Origin of the sequence: Streptomyces sp. NPDC047880, from assembly GCF_040706515.1 — a bacterium.
Classification (GTDB): Bacteria; Actinomycetota; Actinomycetes; order Streptomycetales; family Streptomycetaceae; genus Streptomyces.
Map to the genome: position 1 here is coordinate 53,994 of NZ_JBEZOK010000012.1, position 17,818 is coordinate 71,811.

The following is a 17,818-nucleotide window of genomic DNA, read 5'->3' on the forward strand; positions in this document are numbered from 1 at the left end:
GGTCTCCGGACCGAGAACCGGGCCCGGCGAAATCCCGATGCAAGGGGCGCAAGGCGGTTGAGAGCATGACACCCATGCTCGAATCCGCCGACACCGCCACCGCCCGTACGTCGCGACTCTCCCGCCTGCGGGCCCGCGGGGCGCCGCCCATGTGGCTCGTGGTGGCGCTCACGTGCGCCGGGCAGTTCCTCGTCGTCCTGGACGTGTCCGTCGTCAACGTGGCACTGCCGTCGATGCGGACCGGACTGGGGCTCAGCGAGCAGGGCCTGCAGTGGGTGGTGAACGCCTACGCCATCGCCTTCGCCGGATTCATGCTGCTCGGCGGGCGCGCCGGGGACCTCTACGGCCGCAAGCGGATGTTCCTCGTCGGGCTCGGCCTGTTCACCCTGGCCTCCGCCGCCGGCGGGCTGGCGCAGGACGACTGGCAGCTGCTGGTGGCGCGGGCCGTGCAGGGTCTCGGCGCGGCGGTGCTCGCGCCCTCGACGCTGACGATCCTCACGGCGTCGGTGCCTCAGGGCGCCGCGCGGGCCCGGGCGATCGGGACCTGGACGGCTGTCGGGGCCGGCGGCGGCGCGGCGGGCGGCCTGGTCGGCGGGCTGCTGGTGGAGAATCTCTCCTGGCGCTGGGTGCTGCTGATCAACGTGCCCGTCGGGGCCGTGGTGCTGTGCGCCGCCGCCTGGTTCCTCACCGAGGGCCGGGCCGGGGACGGCCGACGCCTCGACCTGCCCGGCGCGCTGCTCGTCACGGCCGGTCTGGGCACGCTGGCCTACGGCATCTCCCAGACGGAGGCGGCGGGCTGGACGGCACCGGCCACCCTGCTGCCGCTGCTCGCCGGTCTTGCCCTGCTCGGGGCGTTCCTGGCGGTCGAGGCCCGCACCGCGAGCCCCTTGATGCCGCTCGGCCTGCTGCGCGTCCGCTCGGTCTCCTCGGCGAACGTCTCGATGTTCCTGTGCGGGTCGGCGATGTTCTGCATGTGGTTCTTCATGACCCTCTACGCGCAGAACGTCCTCGGCTACACCCCGATCGAGGCCGGCCTCGCCCTGGTCCCGAGCTCCCTCGCCGTCATCCTCGGCTCCAAGCTCGCACCCCGCCTGATGCGGCCGGTCGGCCCGCGCAACGTCGCCGCGCTGGGCACCCTGATCGCCGTCGCCGGGTTCGCCTGGCAGTCCACGATGACACCCGACGGCTCCTACGCGACGGCGATCCTCGTCCCCGGGGTCCTCATGATGCTCGGCGCGGGCCTGGCGGCGACCCCCTTGGCATCCCTGGCCACGTCCGGCGCCGCCCCCGAAGAGGCGGGCCTGGTCTCCGGCCTCGTCAACACGTCCCGCACGATGGGCGGTTCCCTGGGCCTGGCGATCCTGTCCACCCTGGCGGCAGCCGAGTCGGCGGGCAGCACGACCCCCGACTCCCTGACAGCGGGCTACGCCCTCGCGTTCCGGGTGGGGGCTGCGGTACTGACGGCCGGGGCCGCACTGATGTGGGTGTGGCTGCCGCGGTCGGCGGGAGAGCGGGAGGCCGCCGTCTGAAAAGGTGCGGCAGGCATGTCCCGGAACAGGGGCGTGACGACCCGCCACGGGTGCGCCGCCGCTCTTTCGGCCCGGGGTGGGGCGGGCCCGTCCCCGGGGCGCCTTCCCGCCCCGCAGCGTCCCGCGCACCCCCTCTCGCCGACGGCGCATAACCCGCCCTGACCTGGCCTTTCAGCGAATTTGGGCCTACCGTCTGCAGGCGCGGAAAGGGGGGACCGGATGGACCGGAACATACGCACCGTCGACGACGTACTCGTCCTGCTCGACGACCTGTTCGCGCCCGAGGCCGATCGGTGGTCCGGGCGCGGTGCCGACTGGTGGGACGCCTTCTACGCCGACCGCTCCCGGCCGGTGCCGTTCTTCGTGGCGCGGCCGGACGAGAGCCTGGTGGCCGCCGTGGAGCGGGGGTCGCTGAGCGGGGGCCGGGTGCTCGATCTGGGGTCCGGGCCGGGGCGCAACGCCTTGTACCTGGCGGCGCGGGGCTTCGACGTCGACGCGGTCGACCTGTCCTCGACGGCCGTCGAATGGGCCAGGGGGCGGGCCCGCGAGACAGGGGCCGAGAACGTGCGGTTCCACTGCGGGGACGCGTTCGCGCTCGCCGGCCGGGACCTCACCGGCCCCTACGACCTCGTCTACGACTCCGGCTGCTTCCATCATCTGCCGCCGCACCGCCGGGTCAGCTACCTCGCCTTCCTGGAGCAACTCCTGGCACCCGGAGGCCTCTTCGGCCTCACGTGCTTCGCCGCCGGGGCCGGCGGGATGGGATCGGAGCTGTCCGACATCGACTTCTACCGCGAGGGGGCCGGGCTGCGGGGCGGCCTCGCGTACACGCCCGAGGCGCTGCGGGAGATCTTCTCCGGCCTTACCGAACTCGAACTGCGACGGATGCGCGACGAGCCGGAGGAGTCCGAACGCTTCGGGAAGTCCTTCCTTTGGACGGCGTTGTTCCGACGGGTGTAACGCTCACAGCCGGCCCTGGCGGCGGGCCTCACGGAGGGCTTCCATGCGGTTTCGGGTGGCAGTCCTGCCGACCGTGGAGGAGAGGTAGTGGCGGGCGGTGGACTCCGACAGGTGGAGTCCGGCGGCGATGCCGGCCACCGTCGCGCGCATGTCATCGCCACACCGATCTGACACAGCGTCAGTAGTCTTCACAACTGCCGGGGCCTCGGCTATACAGAGGGCGCAGGACTGGAACGCGTTTCAGTTCGTGTCCCGGTCCGCTCGCAGACGGCCTCGGTGCGGCCGACGGTGCGGACGGCCGTACCGAGGTCCTTCCTCCGGCGATCAGGAGCCCCATGCCCATCGACGCAGCCAAGGCGCTCGCCGCCCCGCCCCGGACCGGCGAGATCTCCTGGGACCACAAGGACGTGCAGCTCTACCACCTGGGCGTCGGCGCGGGCAGCCCCGCCACCGATCCCGACGAACTGCGCTACACCCTGGAGACCCGGCTGCACGTCCTGCCGAGCTTCGCCACCGTCGCGGGCGGCGGAAAGCCCGGCGTGACCAGCGGGCTGTCCATGCCCGGCGTCGAGGTCGACCTGGCCCGCGTCCTGCACGGCGGCCAGAGTCTCGTCCTCCACCGGCCCCTCCCGGCCGCGGGCACCGCCACCGCGACCAACCGGATCGCCGCGGTGTACGACAAGGGCACCGCCGCCGTCCTGGTGCTGCGCACCGAAGTCGCCGACCCCGAGGGCCCGTTGTGGACCAACGACGCCCAGATCTTCATCCGCGGGGAAGGCGGCTGGGGCGGCGACCGCGGCCCCTCGGCCCGTCTCGAACCCCCCGCTGGCGCACCCGACCGGACCGTCGAACGGCCGGTCCGCGAGGACCAGGCCCTGCTCTACCGCCTCTGCGGCGACTGGAACCCGCTGCACGCCGACCCCGAGTTCGCCAAGGTCGCCGGGTTCGAGAGGCCCATCCTGCACGGCCTGTGCACCTACGGCATCACGCTCAAAGCGGTCGTCGACACCCTGCTCGGCGGGGACGTGACCCGGGTGCGGTCCTACGCCACCCGGTTCGCCGGGGTCGTGTTCCCGGGCGAGACTCTGCGGATCCGCATGTGGCACACCCCCGGGTCCACCCGGGTCGCCGTCAGCGCCGTCGAGCGTGAGGACGCGCCCGTCCTCGCCGGCACGGTCGTCGAACACACCTGACCCAGCACGCCGTACGAGGGGAGCCCGCACCATGCGCGCAGCCGTACTGCACGAGATCGGCCAGGACAAGCTGGAGGTCCTCGACGACGTCGAGGCGGTGGGGTTCGGGCCCGGCAAGGTCAGGATCCGGGTGCGCGCCACGGGGCTGTGCCACTCGGACCTGTCCGCGATGAGCGGGGTGCTCCCGCAGCCCGCGCCCTTCGTACCCGGGCACGAGGGGGCGGGCGAGATCGTCGAGGTCGGCGAGGGCGTCACACACCTGAAGACCGGCGACCGGGTCGTCGTGTGCTGGCTGCCCGCCTGCGGCGCCTGCCCGGCCTGCAAGCGCGGGCAGACCGAGCTGTGCCTGGCCGGGTTCATGAACGCGGGCACCCCCAACTTCAAGCGCCCCGGCGGTGACCTCTTCGGCTTCGCCGGCACCGGCACCTTCACCGAGGAGGTCGTCGTCGACGCCGGATGCGCGGTGCCGATACCCGACGACGTGCCCTTCGACATCGCCGCCCTCATCGGCTGCGGGGTGACCACCGGCCTGGGCGCCGCGCTCAACACGGCCGGCCTGGAGGCCGGTTCGTCGGTGGCGGTCATCGGCTGCGGCGGCGTCGGCATCTCGGTGATCCAGGGCGCCCGGCTGACGGGAGCCGCCGAGATCGTCGCCGTCGACCCGGTGGCCTCGCGCCGCGAGTCGGCCCTGAAGTTCGGCGCGTCGCGGGCCGTCTCCCCGGAGGAACTGCCCGACGCCAAGCAGCAGGTGACCGGCGGCGAGGGCTTCGACCACGTCTTCGAGGTCGTCGGCAGGTCCGCCACCGCCCGTACCGCCTACGACCACACCCGGCGCGGCGGCACCCTCGTCGTGGTCGGCGCCGGAGCCATGGACGACTTCCTCCAGCTCAACATGTTCGAGCTGTTCTTCGACGAGAAGCGCATCCTGCCGTCCATGTACGGCGGCGGCGACGTGCTGCGCTCCTACGAACGCACCATCGCCCTGTGGCGCGCGGGCCGGATCGACCTGGCCGGCCTGATCACCCACCGGGTCCCGCTCGCCGACATCAACGAGGCCCTGGACCAGATGCGGACCGGGACCGCCCTGCGCACCTGCATCGAGATGTGAGGACCCACGCCATGCCGCTGCCGCTCCAGGGACTGTCCGCGATCGTCACGGGCGCGGGCCGCGGGCTCGGCCGGGCCGAGGCGCTGGAACTCGCCCGGCTCGGCGCCGCCGTCGTCGTCAACGACTACGGGCAGCCCGGCCGCGACGGCACCGGCGAGGCCTCGGCCGGGCCCGCCGAGGAGGTCGCCGCCGAGATCCGCGCGGCGGGCGGCAGCGCCCTCGCGCACACCGGTGACGTGTCCGACTTCGCGCAGGCCCGCGCCCTCGTCGAGTCGGCCGTCACCGAGTTCGGCAAGCTCGACATCCTCGTCAACAACGCGGGCATTCTGCGCGACCGCATGGTGTTCTCGATGGCCGAGGAGGAGTGGGACTCCGTCCTGCGGGTCCACCTCAAGGGCCACTTCAACACCACGCGGTTCGCCGCCGCCCACTGGCGGGAGCGGTCGAAGAGGGCCGGGCAGCCGGTGTTCGGGCGGATCGTGAACACCTCCTCGGAGGCGTTTCTCGCGGGCTCGGCCGGCCAGCCCAACTACGCCGCTGCGAAGGGCGGGATCGTCGGCCTCACCACCTCCACCGCCCTCGCCCTCGGCCGGTACGGCGTCACGGCCAACGCCATCTGCCCGCGCGCCCGCACCCGCATGACCGAGGACGTCTTCGCAGGGGTCGCCCGGCCCCCGGGCACCGGCCTCGACCCGCTCGCCCCCGAGCACGTCGCCCCGCTCGTCGGCTATCTGGCCTCGCCCGCGGCCGCCCACGTCAACGGGCAGCTCCTCGTGGTGCACGGCGGAATGGTCGCCGTCGTGGAACGGCCGCGGGTCGCCGCCAAGTTCGACAGCAAGCAGGACACCTTCACCTACGACGAACTGGAGGCCGTCCTCGGCCCGTACTACGCGGACCGGCCGGCGGGGGAGACGTTCGCGGCGGCCGAGGTGCTGGGTCTGAGACGCGGGTGAAACGCGGACGAGAGACATGGAACGGCCCTTCCCGCTTGCGGCGGGAAGGGCCGTTCGCCGTCTGGTGACTGACGTGCCGTCAGACCGCAGTCACAGCCTGCTCGGTCTCCGCCACCGGCTTGCGGTGACGTCCGCGCGGAGCCGTCTCGCCGTCCTGCGTGGAGACCTCACCACGGTGCCGGCCGGGGCCGGTGGAGGGCTGCTGGACGTCGGCATTGCGCGGCTGGTTCGTGCTGGCGTCGCTCATCGGATGGAATTCACCCCGTCAACATGATCTTTTTTAGCCGGGTGAGTCTAACCGGCACCCCTGACCGCGGATCCAGGCGGCCACGCCAACCGGCACTAGTTCGTTACAAGGCGTCCCAACGGCGCTTCCTGAAGGGGCACAGGGCGGGGGGCGGAGGGCGCCGGAGGCCCGGTCGGCCGAGCCGGCGGGGCGGGCTCTTCCGGTTCCGCGGGCAGGCCGGAGTGGGGCGCCGCCGGAGCCGCCGCCTCCGGCTCCGGAAGCGGCGCGGACACGGCCCCCGGCGTCGGCGCGACCCCTGGCCTCGGCGCGACCCCCGGCGTCGGCGCGACCCCTGGCCTCGGCGCGGCCCCCGGCTCCGTTCCGGTGGCCGGTGGCGGGCTCACCTGCGCCACCCCGCACGGCACGGCCTCCGTCGCGTACGGCAGCCGCAGCACACCCTCGGGCGTCCACAGCCCCGCGCCCGTCAACCACCCCTCGGGCGCCGGGAGGTGGTGCATCCGCCGCTCGGCGGGACGCCAGACACCGACCCAGCTGCCCGTCGGCCCGTCCACCCGCAGCGCCACCGCACAGCTCTCCGGCGTCAGCATCTGCCCCGGCTGGATCGCGAACGGCGTGACGGAGCAGTCCGGCACCCGCAGGCACTCCGGGAAGCGCACCGGCAGCGTGCTGCCGAGGACGCCCCAGCCCAGCCGGTCCTGCCCCGGCGAGGGCGCGTCCGAGCGGACGATCAGCAGCCCGCTGTCGTGGTCCGCGAGCAGCAGCCGGTCGTCGCTGTCGGCGGCGATCTGCAGCAGCGGCGACACCTCACCGCCGCACTCCAGGTCCACCACGACGGACTTGGTGCGCCCGCCGGTCTCCCGGTCCAGCGCCAACAGCCGCCCCGACCGGTCCAGCCAGACACCGCCCGAGCAACGGCCGGGCAGCTCCGCCAGCCGCTCGGGCCGCCCGAAGGCACCCCCCGCCACCAGCCACACCGACGTCGTACGCGGCCCGACGGCCAGGGCGTAAGCCCGTTCACCGTCCGGGGCGGGCGGCAGCAGCCGCAGCCGGGCGCTCCCGTCCGGGCATCCCACCGCGCCCAGGGGCAGCTCGCCGGTGCCCGGCCCGGTCGGGTACAGCAGCGAGAAGGCGTGCCGCCCGGCCACCACCCGGTGGATCAGCACCCGCCCGTCACTCATCGGCTGCACCTCGGTGCCGGGCTCCTCGGGCTGGTTGCGGGGGAGGGGCACCGCGTACGGCTCCGGGCCGTCCAGGGTCCAGCGCTCCGGGAACCAGGAGCCGCCGGCCGAGGCCAGACGCGCGCCGTAGGCGCCGTCCGCGGTGAGTGTGCAGCCGGCCGGCACGGACCCGTCCCCCTCCTCGTCACCGTCCCGTCCCGCCGAAAGCTCGATCGCACAGGCAGTCATCGTTCGGTCACCTCCAGTGACGAAGGTAGTTTTCGCCCGCCCGAACGTGGAATTCCGTGGCCGCAGGCTTCACACATAAAGGTGTTCCAGGAACGATTCGCCTGAGGAGAAGGGGGTGATTGTGCTGAGCGGGGCGATGAGGGCCCGGAGCGGGCGGTGGCGGTGCAACGCCACAGATCAGGCGGGTAGCCTTGCTCCCGTGCCCCGTCTGTCTGAAGTCATCGCCGCGCTGGAGACCCTGTGGCCCGCCGAGCGGGCCGAGTCATGGGACGCGGTCGGCACCGTCGCGGGCGACCCGGACCAGGAGGTCACCCGGGTGCTGTTCGCCGTCGACCCGGTCCAGGAGATCGTCGACGAGGCGGTGAAGCTGGGCGCCGGTCTGCTCGTCACCCACCACCCGCTGTATCTGCGCGGCACGACGACGGTCGCGGCGACGCACTTCAAGGGCCGTGTCGTGCACACCCTCATCAAGAACGACATCGCACTGCACGTCGCCCACACCAACGCCGACACCGCCGACCCGGGCGTCTCCGACGCCCTCGCGGGCGCGCTGGACCTGCGGGTCACCGGACCGCTCGTGCCGGACCCCACCGACCCCGAGGGCCGCCGCGGCCTCGGCCGCCTCTGCGCCCTCGACCACCCGGTGACCGTCCGGGAGTTCGCCGCCCGCGCCGCCGAGCGGCTGCCCGCCACCGCGCAGGGCATCCGCGTCGCCGGCGACCCCGAGGCGCTCGTGCGCACCGTCGCCGTCAGCGGCGGCTCCGGCGACAGCCTCTTCGACCACGTACGGGCGGCCGGCGTCGACGCCTTCCTCACCGCGGACCTGCGCCACCACCCCGTCTCCGAGGCCCGCGCCCACAGCCCCCTCGCGCTGCTCGACGCGGCGCACTGGGCCACCGAGTGGCCCTGGTGCGAGCTGGCCGCGAGCCAGCTCGACGAGATCTCCGACCGGCACGGATGGGACCTGCGCGTCCACGTCTCGAAGACGGTCACCGACCCCTGGACCGCGCACGCGGCCTCACCCCCTTCTGATCCCCTTGGAGCCCCGAACTGAACGCCGCGCCCGCCGACCAGATCCGTCTCCTCGACGTCCAGGACCTCGACGTCCGCCTCCAGCAGCTCGCGCACAAGCGCAAGTCGCTGCCCGAGCACGCCGAGATCGAGTCGCTGACCAAGGACCACACCCAGCTGCGCGACCTGCTCGTGGCCGCGCAGACCGAGGAGAGCGACACCGCCCGCGAGCAGACCAAGGCCGAGCAGGACGTGGACCAGGTGCGCCAGCGCGCCACCCGCGACCAGCAGCGCCTCGACTCCGGCGCCGTCACCTCCCCCAAGGACCTGGAGAACCTCCAGCGTGAGATCGCCTCCCTCGCCAAGCGGCAGGGCGATCTGGAGGACGTCGTGCTGGAGGTCATGGAGCGCCGGGAGTCCGCGCAGGAGCGGGTCGCCGAGCTGACCGAGCGCGTCTCCTCCGTCCAGTCGAAGATCGACGACGCGACCGCGCGCCGCGACGCCGCGTTCGAGCAGATCGACGGCGAGGTCGCCACGGCCACCAAGGAGCGCGAGGTCGTCGCCGGCTCCATCCCGGCCGATCTGCTGAAGCTCTACGACAAGCTGCGCGAGCAGCAGGGCGGCATCGGCGCGGCGAAGCTGTACGCGCGCAGCTGCCAGGGCTGCCGGCAGGAGCTCGCCATCACCGAACTGGCGGAGATCCGCAAGGCGGCGCCCGACACGGTGGTGCGCTGTGAGAACTGCCGCCGCATCCTGGTGCGCACGTCCGAGTCCGGTCTCTAGGCCTTCAGGGAGCCCATCCGGTGCGGGAGTTCATCGTCGAGGCCGACGGCGGCTCGCGGGGCAACCCCGGGTCCGCCGGATACGGGGCCGTGGTCAGCGACGCGGAGACGGGGGAGACCCTGCGGGAGACCGCCGAGTACATCGGCGTCGCCACGAACAACGTCGCCGAGTACCGCGGCCTGCTCGCCGGCCTGCGCGCCGCCCACGAACTGGACCCGGACGCGACGGTCCACGTCCGGATGGACTCCAAGCTCGTCATCGAGCAGATGTCGGGCCGCTGGAAGATCAAGCACCCAGACATGAAGCCCCTGGCCGCACAGGCGGCCCGGGTCTTCCCGCCGGGGCGGGTCACGTACGAGTGGATGCCCAGGGCGCAGAACAAGCACGCCGACCGGCTGGCGAACGAGGCGATGGACGCGGGGGCCAGGGGCGAGCAGTGGTCGGAGTCCGAGTCGACGGCGGAGCTGGACACGGTAGGCACGGCTCCCGCCGGGGTTTCGGACGGATACGGGGCCGCCGCTGAGGTCGCGGAGGGGTCCGGGGCTGCCGCCGGAGGTTCGGAAGCCCCCGCTGCTGCTGAGGATGCTGTGCGTGCCGGCACCCGTGCCGGTGGTGCTGAGGATGCTGTGCGTGCCGGCACCCGTGCTGGTGCTGCTGAGGATGCCGGACGTGCCGACACCCGTGCCGCCAAGGCCGTTGCCGCTCCCGGCTGGGCCCCCGCCGACATGGGTGCCCCCGCCACCTTCGTCCTGCTGCGGCACGGCGAGACGCCGCTCACCCCGCAGAAGCGGTTCTCGGGGAGCGGCGGCACCGACCCGTCCCTGTCCGACACGGGCCGTGAGCAGGCCGAGCGGGCCGCGGCGCTGCTGGCCCGGCGGGGCACCATCCAGGCCGTCGTGTCGTCGCCGCTGGCCCGTACGCGGGAGACCGCCGGGATCGTCGCCGCCCGGCTCGGACTCGACGTGGGCATCGACGACGGGCTGCGCGAGACCGACTTCGGCGCCTGGGAGGGACTCACCTTCGCCGAGGTGCGTGAGCGTCACCCCGAGGACCTGAACGCCTGGCTGGCCTCACCGGACGCCGAACCCACCGGCGGCGGCGAGAGCTTCGCCGCGACGGCCGGCCGGCTCGCCGCGACCCGCGACAGGCTGGTCGCGGCGTACGCGGGCCGCACGGTCCTGCTCGTCACGCACGTGACCCCGATCAAGACGCTCGTCCGGCTCGCCCTGGGCGCCCCGCCGGAATCCCTGTTCCGCATGGAACTGTCCGCCGCGTCCCTGTCGGTGGTCGCCTACTACGCGGACGGCAACGCCAGCGTCCGCCTCCTCAACGACACGTCCCACCTGCGCTGAGTGCCGCCGCCGCACGGGCCAGCGCCTCGACGCGGCCCCAGTCGCGCGCCGCGACGGCCTCCTCCGGCAGCATCCAGCTCCCGCCCACGCAGCCCACGTTGGGCAGCGCCAGATAGTCCGGCGCAGAGTCCGGGCCGATGCCGCCCGTCGGGCAGAACCGCGCCTGCGGCAACGGCCCCGACAGCGACTTCAGATACGCCGTACCGCCCGCGGCCTGCGCCGGGAAGAACTTCATCTCCCGCACCCCGCGCTCCAGCAGCGCCACGACCTCGGACGCCGTGGACACCCCCGGCAGGAAGGGCACCCCGGACGCCCGCATCGCGTCCAGCAGCGCGTCCGTCCAGCCCGGACTGACCAGGAACCGGGAGCCCGCCGCCACCGCCTCCGCGACCTGCCCGGGCCGGACCACCGTCCCGGCCCCGACGACGGCCCCGGGCACCTCCCGGGCGATCTCCCGGATCGCCTCCAGGGCCGCGGGTGTCCTCAACGTCACCTCGATCGCGGACAGCCCGCCCGCGACCAGCGCCCGCGCCAGCGGTACGGCGTCGCCGACGTCCGAGATGACGACGACGGGCACGACGGGCGCGAGGTCCAGCACGGAAGAGGGCAGGGGAGAGGAGGCCATGGCGTCATCCTGCCGTCGGGGTGCAGGGTGCGCAAAGGGTGTTGCGTACCCTGCAACGCTCGCTAGTGAACCTCGTCCACCAGCACATCGAGCGACCAGCTCTGCCCCGACTTCGCCGGAGCCTGCGCCTCCACGACGTACCCGAGATCCCGGAGCGCCTCCACCAGCTCGGCCGGGTCCTTCGGGTCGGTTCCGGAGGTCAGCAGGCTGCGCACGATCCGCCCCTTGGTCGCCTTGTTGAAGTGGCTGACCACCTTCCGGGTGGGAGCGTGCAGCACCCGCACGGACGCCGTCCGCCCGGCGACCTCGCCCTTCGGCTTCCAGGCGGCGGCGTACGCGGCGGACCGCAGATCCAGCACCAGCCCGCTCCCGGCCGCCTCGGGCAGCACCGACGCCATCGGCGTACGCCAGTGCGCGCCCAGCGCCCCTAGCCCCGGCAGCTTCACCCCCATCGAACACCGGTAGGACGGGATCCGATCCGTCACCCGCACCGCGCCCCACAGCCCGGAGAACACGAGCAGCGACCGCGCGGCACGCCTCTTGGCCGCCGGGTCGAGGGACGCGAGCCCGAGGGCGTCGTACAGCACGCCGGTGTAGATCTCCCCGGCCGGCCGGGCCCCCGCCGTGCGCAGCTCCGCGTTCTTCGCGACCTCGCCCCGCAGCCCCTCACTCAGCCCCAGCACCTCGCGCGCCTTGTCCTCGTCCCCCGAGCACAGCTCGACCAGCTCGGTGAGCACGGCCTCCCGGGCGCCGGCCAGCCCCGGCAGCGACAGCGCCTCCGGCTTCAGCGGGGCACCGCGGCCGGAAGAGGCCTTTCCTTCGGACGGCGGCAGCAGGACAAGCACGCGTACTCCTTCGATCGAACTCCGCCCGACAGCGTACGGGGAGCTCAGAGACGGGCCCGGCCGAGGGCGCGCACGAGCCCTTCGGCGTCGTCGGCGTGAAAGCGGACGACCCGCACCTCCCGGCGCCGCCCGAGGAAGGTGACGTGCGTGACCGGCTCCGTCAGTTCGAGCGTGACGGTGGTCTGCGACCCGACCTCCACGTCCAGCTCGCCCTCGGCCCGCTCGTGGGTCATCCGCAGCTCACGCCGCACGGAGCGGATCCGCTCCAACGGCACGCACAGATCGACGTGGACGTACCGCCGTATCCGCAGCGAGCCGTGCTCGGCGTCCAGCACGTGTGGACGGACGACGGACGAGGCGTGCAGGGCGACGACGAACACGATCGTGTACACGTCCAGGAAGAGGAACGCCGCGTGCACGGCGGGCCAGTCCCGCAGCAGCACGGACAGCGCGACCGTCTCGACGACGCACACGAACGCGAACCCGAACATCATCGCGCCCTGCCCGCGCGCGTACCCGAAGGCCGAGCCGCCGCCCGTCCCGTGCGTACGCCGCGCCACCCACAGGGCGAGACTCGCGAGCAACCGCAGCTCGTGCCGGACCAGCAGCCACCCGGTCCTCATCGCCGCTCCTCGGCGAGGATCCGCAGCGCACGGCGGACGGCCTCCGCCTGGGCGGGAGAAAGGTCGTCGTAGAACGCGCGCAGCACCTCGTCCTCGTGGTCCAGCTCACCGGTCTCCGGGAACAGCGTCGACGGAATGCACTCGGCGAGCGCCCGGGCCGCCCCCTCCACCCGCGGATCGCCGGAGTCGGCACCGGCGAGCGCGTCGAGCAGCGCGTAGACCTCACCGGCCCGCGCCACGGCCTCCGGAGTCCCCAGCGTCTCACTCACCGAGGCCAGCAGCCGCTCCCGTTCCCCGGCCGGTACGGCCGTCTCCAGGAACGCGAAGATCTCGCGGTCCTTGACCGCCATGGGTGAATCCGACAGGTGCGCGGTCCCGGCGAACAGCGCGGCCAGCTCCGGCGACACCGGCCCCTCGGGCGGAATCCCACCCTCTGCATCCAGCAGGGTCCGCAACCGAGCCCGCCGCTCCCTCAGGGCCTTCTCCTGCCGCGCCAGATCCTCGTCCAACTCGGTCAGCACCTCGACCAGATCCTTGCCGGCGTCGTCCGCGAGGACGTCCCGCACCTCCGCGAGCCCCAGCCCCAGCTCGGTCAGCCGCCGGATCCGCGCCAGCACGACGGCGTGCCGCAACCCGTACTCCCGGTACCCGTTGGCCCGCCGCTCCGGCTCGGGCAGCAGCCCCAGATGGTGGTAGTGCCGCACGGCCCGCGTGGTGACGCCGACGACCGCGGCAAGTTCTCCGATCCGCATGCCACCAGTGAAGACGTTGACGTAGCGGCAGGGTCAAGCGAGCCGTCCGGCCTTCTGACGGGGGCCGTGACCGTGTGCCACGATCGAGGGAACGGTTCCCGATCTCACGGACGGGTGGTTCGGCGATGTCCCAGTCTGGCGAGCGACCGAAGGAGGGGCGCGACATGACTGCCACGGCCCACGAGCCGCTCTCGCAGGAAGACGTCCTGCTGGAGGGCTTTCTCGCCCTGGACACCCCGGAGGGATTCCGGGCCGAGCTGATCGAGGGGGAGATCGTTGTGACGCCGCCGCCGGACGGGGATCACGAGAAGTACGTCAGCCGGATCGTGAGGCAAGTGATCAGGCGCTCCCGGATCGACATGGACTTCTCGGGGAACAAAGGGCTGAAGCTGAGGAGCGGGGGCGCCTGCCCCAAGAACCACCTCGTTCCGGACGTCACCTTCGGCCCCATCGAGCGCGACTTGTTCGGCGGAGCCGACTCCTGGATGCCCTGCGAAGGCGTCGCCCTGGTGATGGAGGTGACCTCCACCAAGCCACAGGCCGACCGCGAGGCCAAGCGCCGCTGCTACGCCCGCGCCGGCATCCCGCTCTACCTGCTGGTCGACCGGGACACGGCCCAAGTCACCGTGTTCAGTGAGCCGAAGGAAGACGACTACCGCGAGCACTGCGCCCGCCCCTTCGGCAAGCCCATCGCTCTTCCGGAACCGTTCGCCTTCGATCTGGACACGGCCGACCTCCTCTGATCCCCTGTGGGCGGGGGTGGGCGACATGGGGATACGGGAACAGGCGCGATGGACACGGGCACGACTCGGCCGGTCCGGTCCACCCCTGGACCTCCTCACCGCCCACTTCGACAGCCACGTCTACGCGCCCCACGCCCATGACGAGTTCACCGTCGGCGTCACCGTCGGCGGCTCGGAGGTCATCGCGTACCGGGGCGGGCACATCCACTCCTACCCCGGCTCGATCGTCGTCCTGGACCCGGGCGAGATGCACACCGGAGGCCCGGCCGCCTGCGACGGCTACGCCTACCAGGCCCTTTACGCCGATCCGTCCCTCCTCACGGACGGCATCCTCGGCGGAGGCCTCCCGCACTTCCGTGACCCCGTCCTGCACGACCCGGAACTCGCAGCAGCCCTGCGCGCCGCCCACACCGACATCAGCGCCTGCCCCGACCCGCTGGAGACCGAGTCCCGGCTGCCCTGGCTGCTCACGGCCCTGGCACGCCGCCACTCCACGGCCCGCGCGACCGGCGACACCGTGCCCGGGGCCGCCGGCATCGCCAGGACCGTGCGCGACCGCCTCGCCGACGAACTGCTGGACCCCCCGTCCCTGGCCGCCCTCGCCGCCGACCTGGGCCTGTCCCGCTACCAGCTCCTGCGCGCCTTCCGCACGACGGTGGGCATACCGCCGTACGCCTGGCTCGCCCAGCACCGGGTCGCCAGGGCCCGCGGCCTCCTGGAAGCCGGACTGCGCCCCGCAGAAGTCGCGGCCCTCGTCGGCTTCGCCGACCAGGCGCACCTCACCCGCTGGTTCCGCCGGGTGCTGGGGGTGACCCCGGCGGCGTACCGCAACAGCGTTCAAGACACCGGGGGGTGAGCGGGCCGAAACTCGTCGCATGACTGCACGCGGCTGGTTCCTGTTCTCCCTGATGGGAGTGGTCTGGGGCGTCCCCTACCTGATGATCAAAGTGGCGGTGGACGATCTGTCCCCGTCCGTGGTGGTGTTCGCACGCTGCGCCCTCGGCGCCGCGCTGCTGCTCCCGTTCGCCCTGCGCCAAGGCGGCTTCGGCCGCACCGTCCGGACCCACTGGAAGCCGATGCTGGCCTTCGCCGTCATCGAGATCGTGGGCCCCTGGTGGACCCTGACCGACGCCGAACGTCATCTGTCCAGCTCCACCGCCGGACTCCTGATCGCGGGCGTGCCCATCGTCGCCGTACTGCTGGCCCGCTTCTTCGGCGCGGCGGAACGCGTGGGCGCCCGCCGTGCCACGGGGCTCGCCCTCGGTCTCGCGGGCGTCACGGTCCTCACCCTGCCGCACCTCACGGGCGGCGACGCCCGGTCCCTGGCCGAGGTGCTGGTGACGGTCGTCGGCTACGCGACCGCCCCGCTGATCGCCGCCCGGCACCTCAAGAACGTCCCGACGCTCCAGCTGATCACCCCCTGCCTCACCCTGGCCGCCGCGGTCTACGCCCCCGCGGCCTTCCTCACCCGGCCGGCGACGATGCCCTCGGGCGAGGTCCTGGCCGTGCTCGCCGGCCTGGGCGTGGTCTGCACGGCGATCGCGTTCGTGGCCTTCCTGGAGCTGATCAAGGAGGTCGGCCCGACCCGGGCGGGCGTGATCACATACGTCAACCCGGCGGTCGCGGTCGCCGCGGGCGCGATCTTCCTGGACGAGAAGCTGACGCTGGGCATCGGCGTGGCCTTCACCCTGATCCTGGCCGGCTCGGTCCTGGCGACGGCCGCGGCGCCGAAGCGCGACGTCCGGCGGGTACCATGGTCGACACGGCAGACGAGCCGGGCGGACGGCCGCGTGGAGTCCCCCTGACGGGGAGCTCCCCGAGGAACGTCCGGGCTCCACAGGGCAGGGTGGTGGCTAACGGCCACCCGGGGTGACCCGCGGGACAGTGCCACAGAAAGCAGACCGCCGGGGACCTCGGTCCTCGGTAAGGGTGAAACGGTGGTGTAAGAGACCACCAGTGCCCAGGGTGACCTGGGCAGCTAGGTAAACCCCACCCGGAGCAAGGTCAAGAGGAGACACCTCGGTGTCTCTGCGCGGACGATCGAGGGCTGCCCGCCCGAGTCCGCGGGTAGACCGCACGAGGCCGGTGGCAACACCGGCCCTAGATGGATGGCCGTCACCCCGACGACCGCGAGGTCCCGGGGAACAGAACCCGGCGTACAGCCCGACTCGTCTGCTTCCATGGCCCTGACCCGGGAGTCCACCCGGGTCAGCGCCATTGTGCCGCGCACTCCTTACGCTCGCACAGCGCAGAAATCGGGGGACCTGACCAGTCCCTCTGTCCGCTCGGACTCACGCAGCCCAGCCCCGCCCGTGATCAGGAATCGGACATTCCTGGATCCGGAATGCGCCGCACAGGAACGCGATGTCCGAACGGGACCTCTTGATCCGCAGGCTGACCCGACCAGTCAGCCGAGATCAAGGGGGGTTTCATGCGCATGGCGCATCTCAGACGTGTCCTCGCCGGAGCCGCCGCCTCAGCCACAGCGGCGATGCTTGTGCTCTCCGGTACCCCGGCAGACGCCCAGCCTGCCTCTCCGGCGGCGGCCTCGTCGGCGAGCGCCGACACCACCGCTCTCACCCAGCTCGCCGAAGGCTATCTGCAGCAGCGGGCCGACATGCTGACGACGACTCGTCCGACGGCCAGAGCCGCGACCGCCCGCGTCGAGGCCACGCGATCCATGACCGCACAGGTGCAGGATGATCTCGCCGCACTGGTGGAGAAGGGCAAGCGCTACAAGGAAGTCGACGGAGGCTACACGAAGGCCCAGGTCGACGTGGAGGTGACCGAAACCTCCGTCACCGGCCAGTCGGCAACGCTCCGGCTCATCGAGCAGACCCGCCTCTACCTCCCGTTCACGCCGCAGGAGATCGCGGACGGCGCCCCGGAGTACGAGGAACTGTCCGTGCCACACACCGTGAAGTTCACCCAGGGCTCCGACGGCGCCTGGCTGCTGTCGTCCGACAAGGCCGATACGGGGGGCGGTCCGACGCCGACCACGCAGGTGTCCGACGCGGACGCCGTCGGCGGCACCGATGACGGGGGCGGTAAGGCGGACGAGGACGAGGGAAGCAAGGACGCCGCTTCCGGCACTGCTCCAATTCCCGGCGACAGCGAGGACTCCGGCGACAAGCCGATGGCATGGAGCCGCTACAGCTACGGCAAGATGGTCGCCTACGCGGACAGGTACTGGAAGCACCACAACAGCGCCTGGCGCACGTACGGCACCGACTGCACCAACTTCGTCTCCCAGGCGATGCACGCCGGCGGCTGGGGCCCCAAGGGCGGCGCGATCATCCAGCGGTCCAGCAACAAGTACTGGTTCTACGGGCCGACGAAGTGGACCACCAGCTACACATGGGCGGCCGCGGAGAACTGGTACTGGTTCGCGAAGAAGCATTCGAAGCGGACCAAGATCCTCGACAACGTGTGGAAGATGGCCAAGGCGGACGTTCTCCAGGCCGACTGGGGCCGCGACAAGAACATCGACCACACGATGATCGTCACGAAGAAGTACCGGGGTACGCCGTATTTGACGTACCACACCAGCGACACCCACAACAAAAGCCTGAAGAAGCTCCTGTCCGACCATCCGCGTGCCTGGTGGTACGCGCACCGCACCTGACAGGCTGCTGACCCCCTCACAGGAACCACATAGGAGTGCGCTGTGGAGCGTCGACATCTTCTG

The 17,818-nt window shown here is 72.4% G+C and carries 17 protein-coding genes, 1 other RNA gene and 2 pseudogenes; 13 read left to right on the forward strand and 7 right to left on the reverse strand.

All coding sequences use genetic code 11. The features are described from left to right. Positions 1-65: 65 nt before the first annotated feature. Both AB0937_RS19545 and AB0937_RS19550 read left to right on the forward strand, forming a co-directional pair. Entirely contained in the window at positions 66-1,529 is a 1,464-nt protein-coding gene (locus tag AB0937_RS19545) for an MFS transporter (protein ID WP_366713223.1), read from the forward strand. 219 nt (positions 1,530-1,748) lie between these two features. After that, a complete protein-coding gene (locus tag AB0937_RS19550) occupies positions 1,749-2,489 on the forward strand; it encodes a class I SAM-dependent methyltransferase (RefSeq protein WP_366713225.1) in 741 nt (246 codons plus the stop codon). Positions 2,490-2,492: 3 nt separating this feature from the next. Here the strand turns inward: AB0937_RS19550 and AB0937_RS19555 are convergent. Continuing rightward, positions 2,493-2,633 (reverse strand): annotated as a pseudogene (locus tag AB0937_RS19555) (DNA-binding response regulator); the annotation flags it as partial. A 191-nt stretch (positions 2,634-2,824) separates the two neighbouring features. On the opposite strand from AB0937_RS19555, the gene AB0937_RS19560 reads away from it, so the two are divergent. From AB0937_RS19560 to AB0937_RS19570, 3 genes are read left to right on the forward strand one after another with little or no spacing between them, the layout of a single operon-like run. Continuing rightward, positions 2,825-3,682, forward strand: a complete 858-nt coding sequence (locus AB0937_RS19560; protein ID WP_366713226.1) for a MaoC/PaaZ C-terminal domain-containing protein — start codon at positions 2,825-2,827, stop codon at positions 3,680-3,682. Positions 3,683-3,713: 31 nt separating this feature from the next. Further along, positions 3,714-4,790, forward strand: a complete 1,077-nt coding sequence (locus AB0937_RS19565) for a Zn-dependent alcohol dehydrogenase (protein WP_366713228.1) — start codon at positions 3,714-3,716, stop codon at positions 4,788-4,790. A gap of 11 nt (positions 4,791-4,801) precedes the next feature. After that, positions 4,802-5,743, forward strand: coding sequence for a 3-oxoacyl-ACP reductase (locus tag AB0937_RS19570; RefSeq protein WP_366713230.1), 942 nt, complete (start codon positions 4,802-4,804; stop codon positions 5,741-5,743). A 79-nt stretch (positions 5,744-5,822) separates the two neighbouring features. Here AB0937_RS19570 and AB0937_RS19575 read toward each other — a convergent pair whose 3' ends face one another. Continuing rightward, complete coding sequence (locus AB0937_RS19575) at positions 5,823-5,990, reverse strand: hypothetical protein (protein WP_366713232.1); 168 nt, start codon at positions 5,988-5,990, stop codon at positions 5,823-5,825. 95 nt (positions 5,991-6,085) lie between these two features. Beyond that, complete coding sequence (locus tag AB0937_RS19580) at positions 6,086-7,396, reverse strand: hypothetical protein (RefSeq protein WP_366713233.1); 1,311 nt, start codon at positions 7,394-7,396, stop codon at positions 6,086-6,088. A gap of 199 nt (positions 7,397-7,595) precedes the next feature. Between AB0937_RS19580 and AB0937_RS19585 the strand changes: the two genes are divergently transcribed. The 3 genes from AB0937_RS19585 to AB0937_RS19595 are packed head-to-tail and all read left to right on the forward strand — an operon-like array spanning position 7,596 to position 10,542. After that, on the forward strand, positions 7,596-8,450 hold the full coding sequence (locus tag AB0937_RS19585) for a Nif3-like dinuclear metal center hexameric protein (RefSeq protein WP_366713234.1): 855 nt from the start codon (positions 7,596-7,598) through the stop codon (positions 8,448-8,450). Beyond that, positions 8,447-9,190, forward strand: a complete 744-nt coding sequence (locus AB0937_RS19590; protein WP_366713427.1) for a C4-type zinc ribbon domain-containing protein — start codon at positions 8,447-8,449, stop codon at positions 9,188-9,190. The genes AB0937_RS19585 and AB0937_RS19590 overlap by 4 nt, the downstream gene beginning before the upstream one ends. Positions 9,191-9,210: 20 nt before the next feature. Continuing rightward, positions 9,211-10,542, forward strand: coding sequence for a bifunctional RNase H/acid phosphatase (locus AB0937_RS19595; RefSeq protein ID WP_366713235.1), 1,332 nt, complete (start codon positions 9,211-9,213; stop codon positions 10,540-10,542). Here the strand turns inward: AB0937_RS19595 and eda are convergent. From eda to AB0937_RS19615, 4 genes are all read right to left on the reverse strand, one after another. After that, complete coding sequence (gene eda, locus AB0937_RS19600; protein WP_366713237.1) at positions 10,517-11,167, reverse strand: bifunctional 4-hydroxy-2-oxoglutarate aldolase/2-dehydro-3-deoxy-phosphogluconate aldolase; 651 nt, start codon at positions 11,165-11,167, stop codon at positions 10,517-10,519. The two genes, AB0937_RS19595 and eda, sit on opposite strands and share 26 nt — an antisense overlap. Before the next feature lie 62 nt (positions 11,168-11,229). Further along, the gene (gene yaaA / locus AB0937_RS19605; RefSeq protein ID WP_366713239.1) at positions 11,230-12,012 is read right to left on the reverse strand and encodes a peroxide stress protein YaaA; all 783 of its coding nucleotides are present in this window, start codon (positions 12,010-12,012) and stop codon (positions 11,230-11,232) included. Positions 12,013-12,056: 44 nt separating this feature from the next. Then, positions 12,057-12,635: a hypothetical protein gene (locus AB0937_RS19610; protein WP_366713241.1), complete on the reverse strand. Its 579-nt coding sequence runs from the start codon at positions 12,633-12,635 to the stop codon at positions 12,057-12,059. Next, positions 12,632-13,387, reverse strand: a complete 756-nt coding sequence (locus tag AB0937_RS19615) for a MerR family transcriptional regulator (RefSeq protein WP_366713242.1) — start codon at positions 13,385-13,387, stop codon at positions 12,632-12,634. Before AB0937_RS19615 ends, AB0937_RS19610 begins: the two co-directional genes overlap by 4 nt. Before the next feature lie 164 nt (positions 13,388-13,551). Between AB0937_RS19615 and AB0937_RS19620 the strand changes: the two genes are divergently transcribed. From AB0937_RS19620 to AB0937_RS19640, 5 genes and pseudogenes are all read left to right on the forward strand, one after another. Next, entirely contained in the window at positions 13,552-14,130 is a 579-nt protein-coding gene (locus AB0937_RS19620) for a Uma2 family endonuclease (protein WP_366713243.1), read from the forward strand. Between the two features lie 25 nt (positions 14,131-14,155). Continuing rightward, a complete protein-coding gene (locus AB0937_RS19625) occupies positions 14,156-14,986 on the forward strand; it encodes an AraC family transcriptional regulator (RefSeq protein WP_366713244.1) in 831 nt (276 codons plus the stop codon). 82 nt (positions 14,987-15,068) lie between these two features. Continuing rightward, positions 15,069-15,785 (forward strand): annotated as a pseudogene (locus AB0937_RS19630) (DMT family transporter); the annotation flags it as partial. A 115-nt stretch (positions 15,786-15,900) separates the two neighbouring features. After that, positions 15,901-16,305: RNase P RNA component class A (gene rnpB, locus AB0937_RS19635), an RNA gene on the forward strand. A 262-nt stretch (positions 16,306-16,567) separates the two neighbouring features. Next, on the forward strand, positions 16,568-17,755 hold the full coding sequence (locus tag AB0937_RS19640) for an amidase domain-containing protein (RefSeq protein WP_366713245.1): 1,188 nt from the start codon (positions 16,568-16,570) through the stop codon (positions 17,753-17,755). The last annotated feature ends 63 nt before the right edge of the window (positions 17,756-17,818 follow it).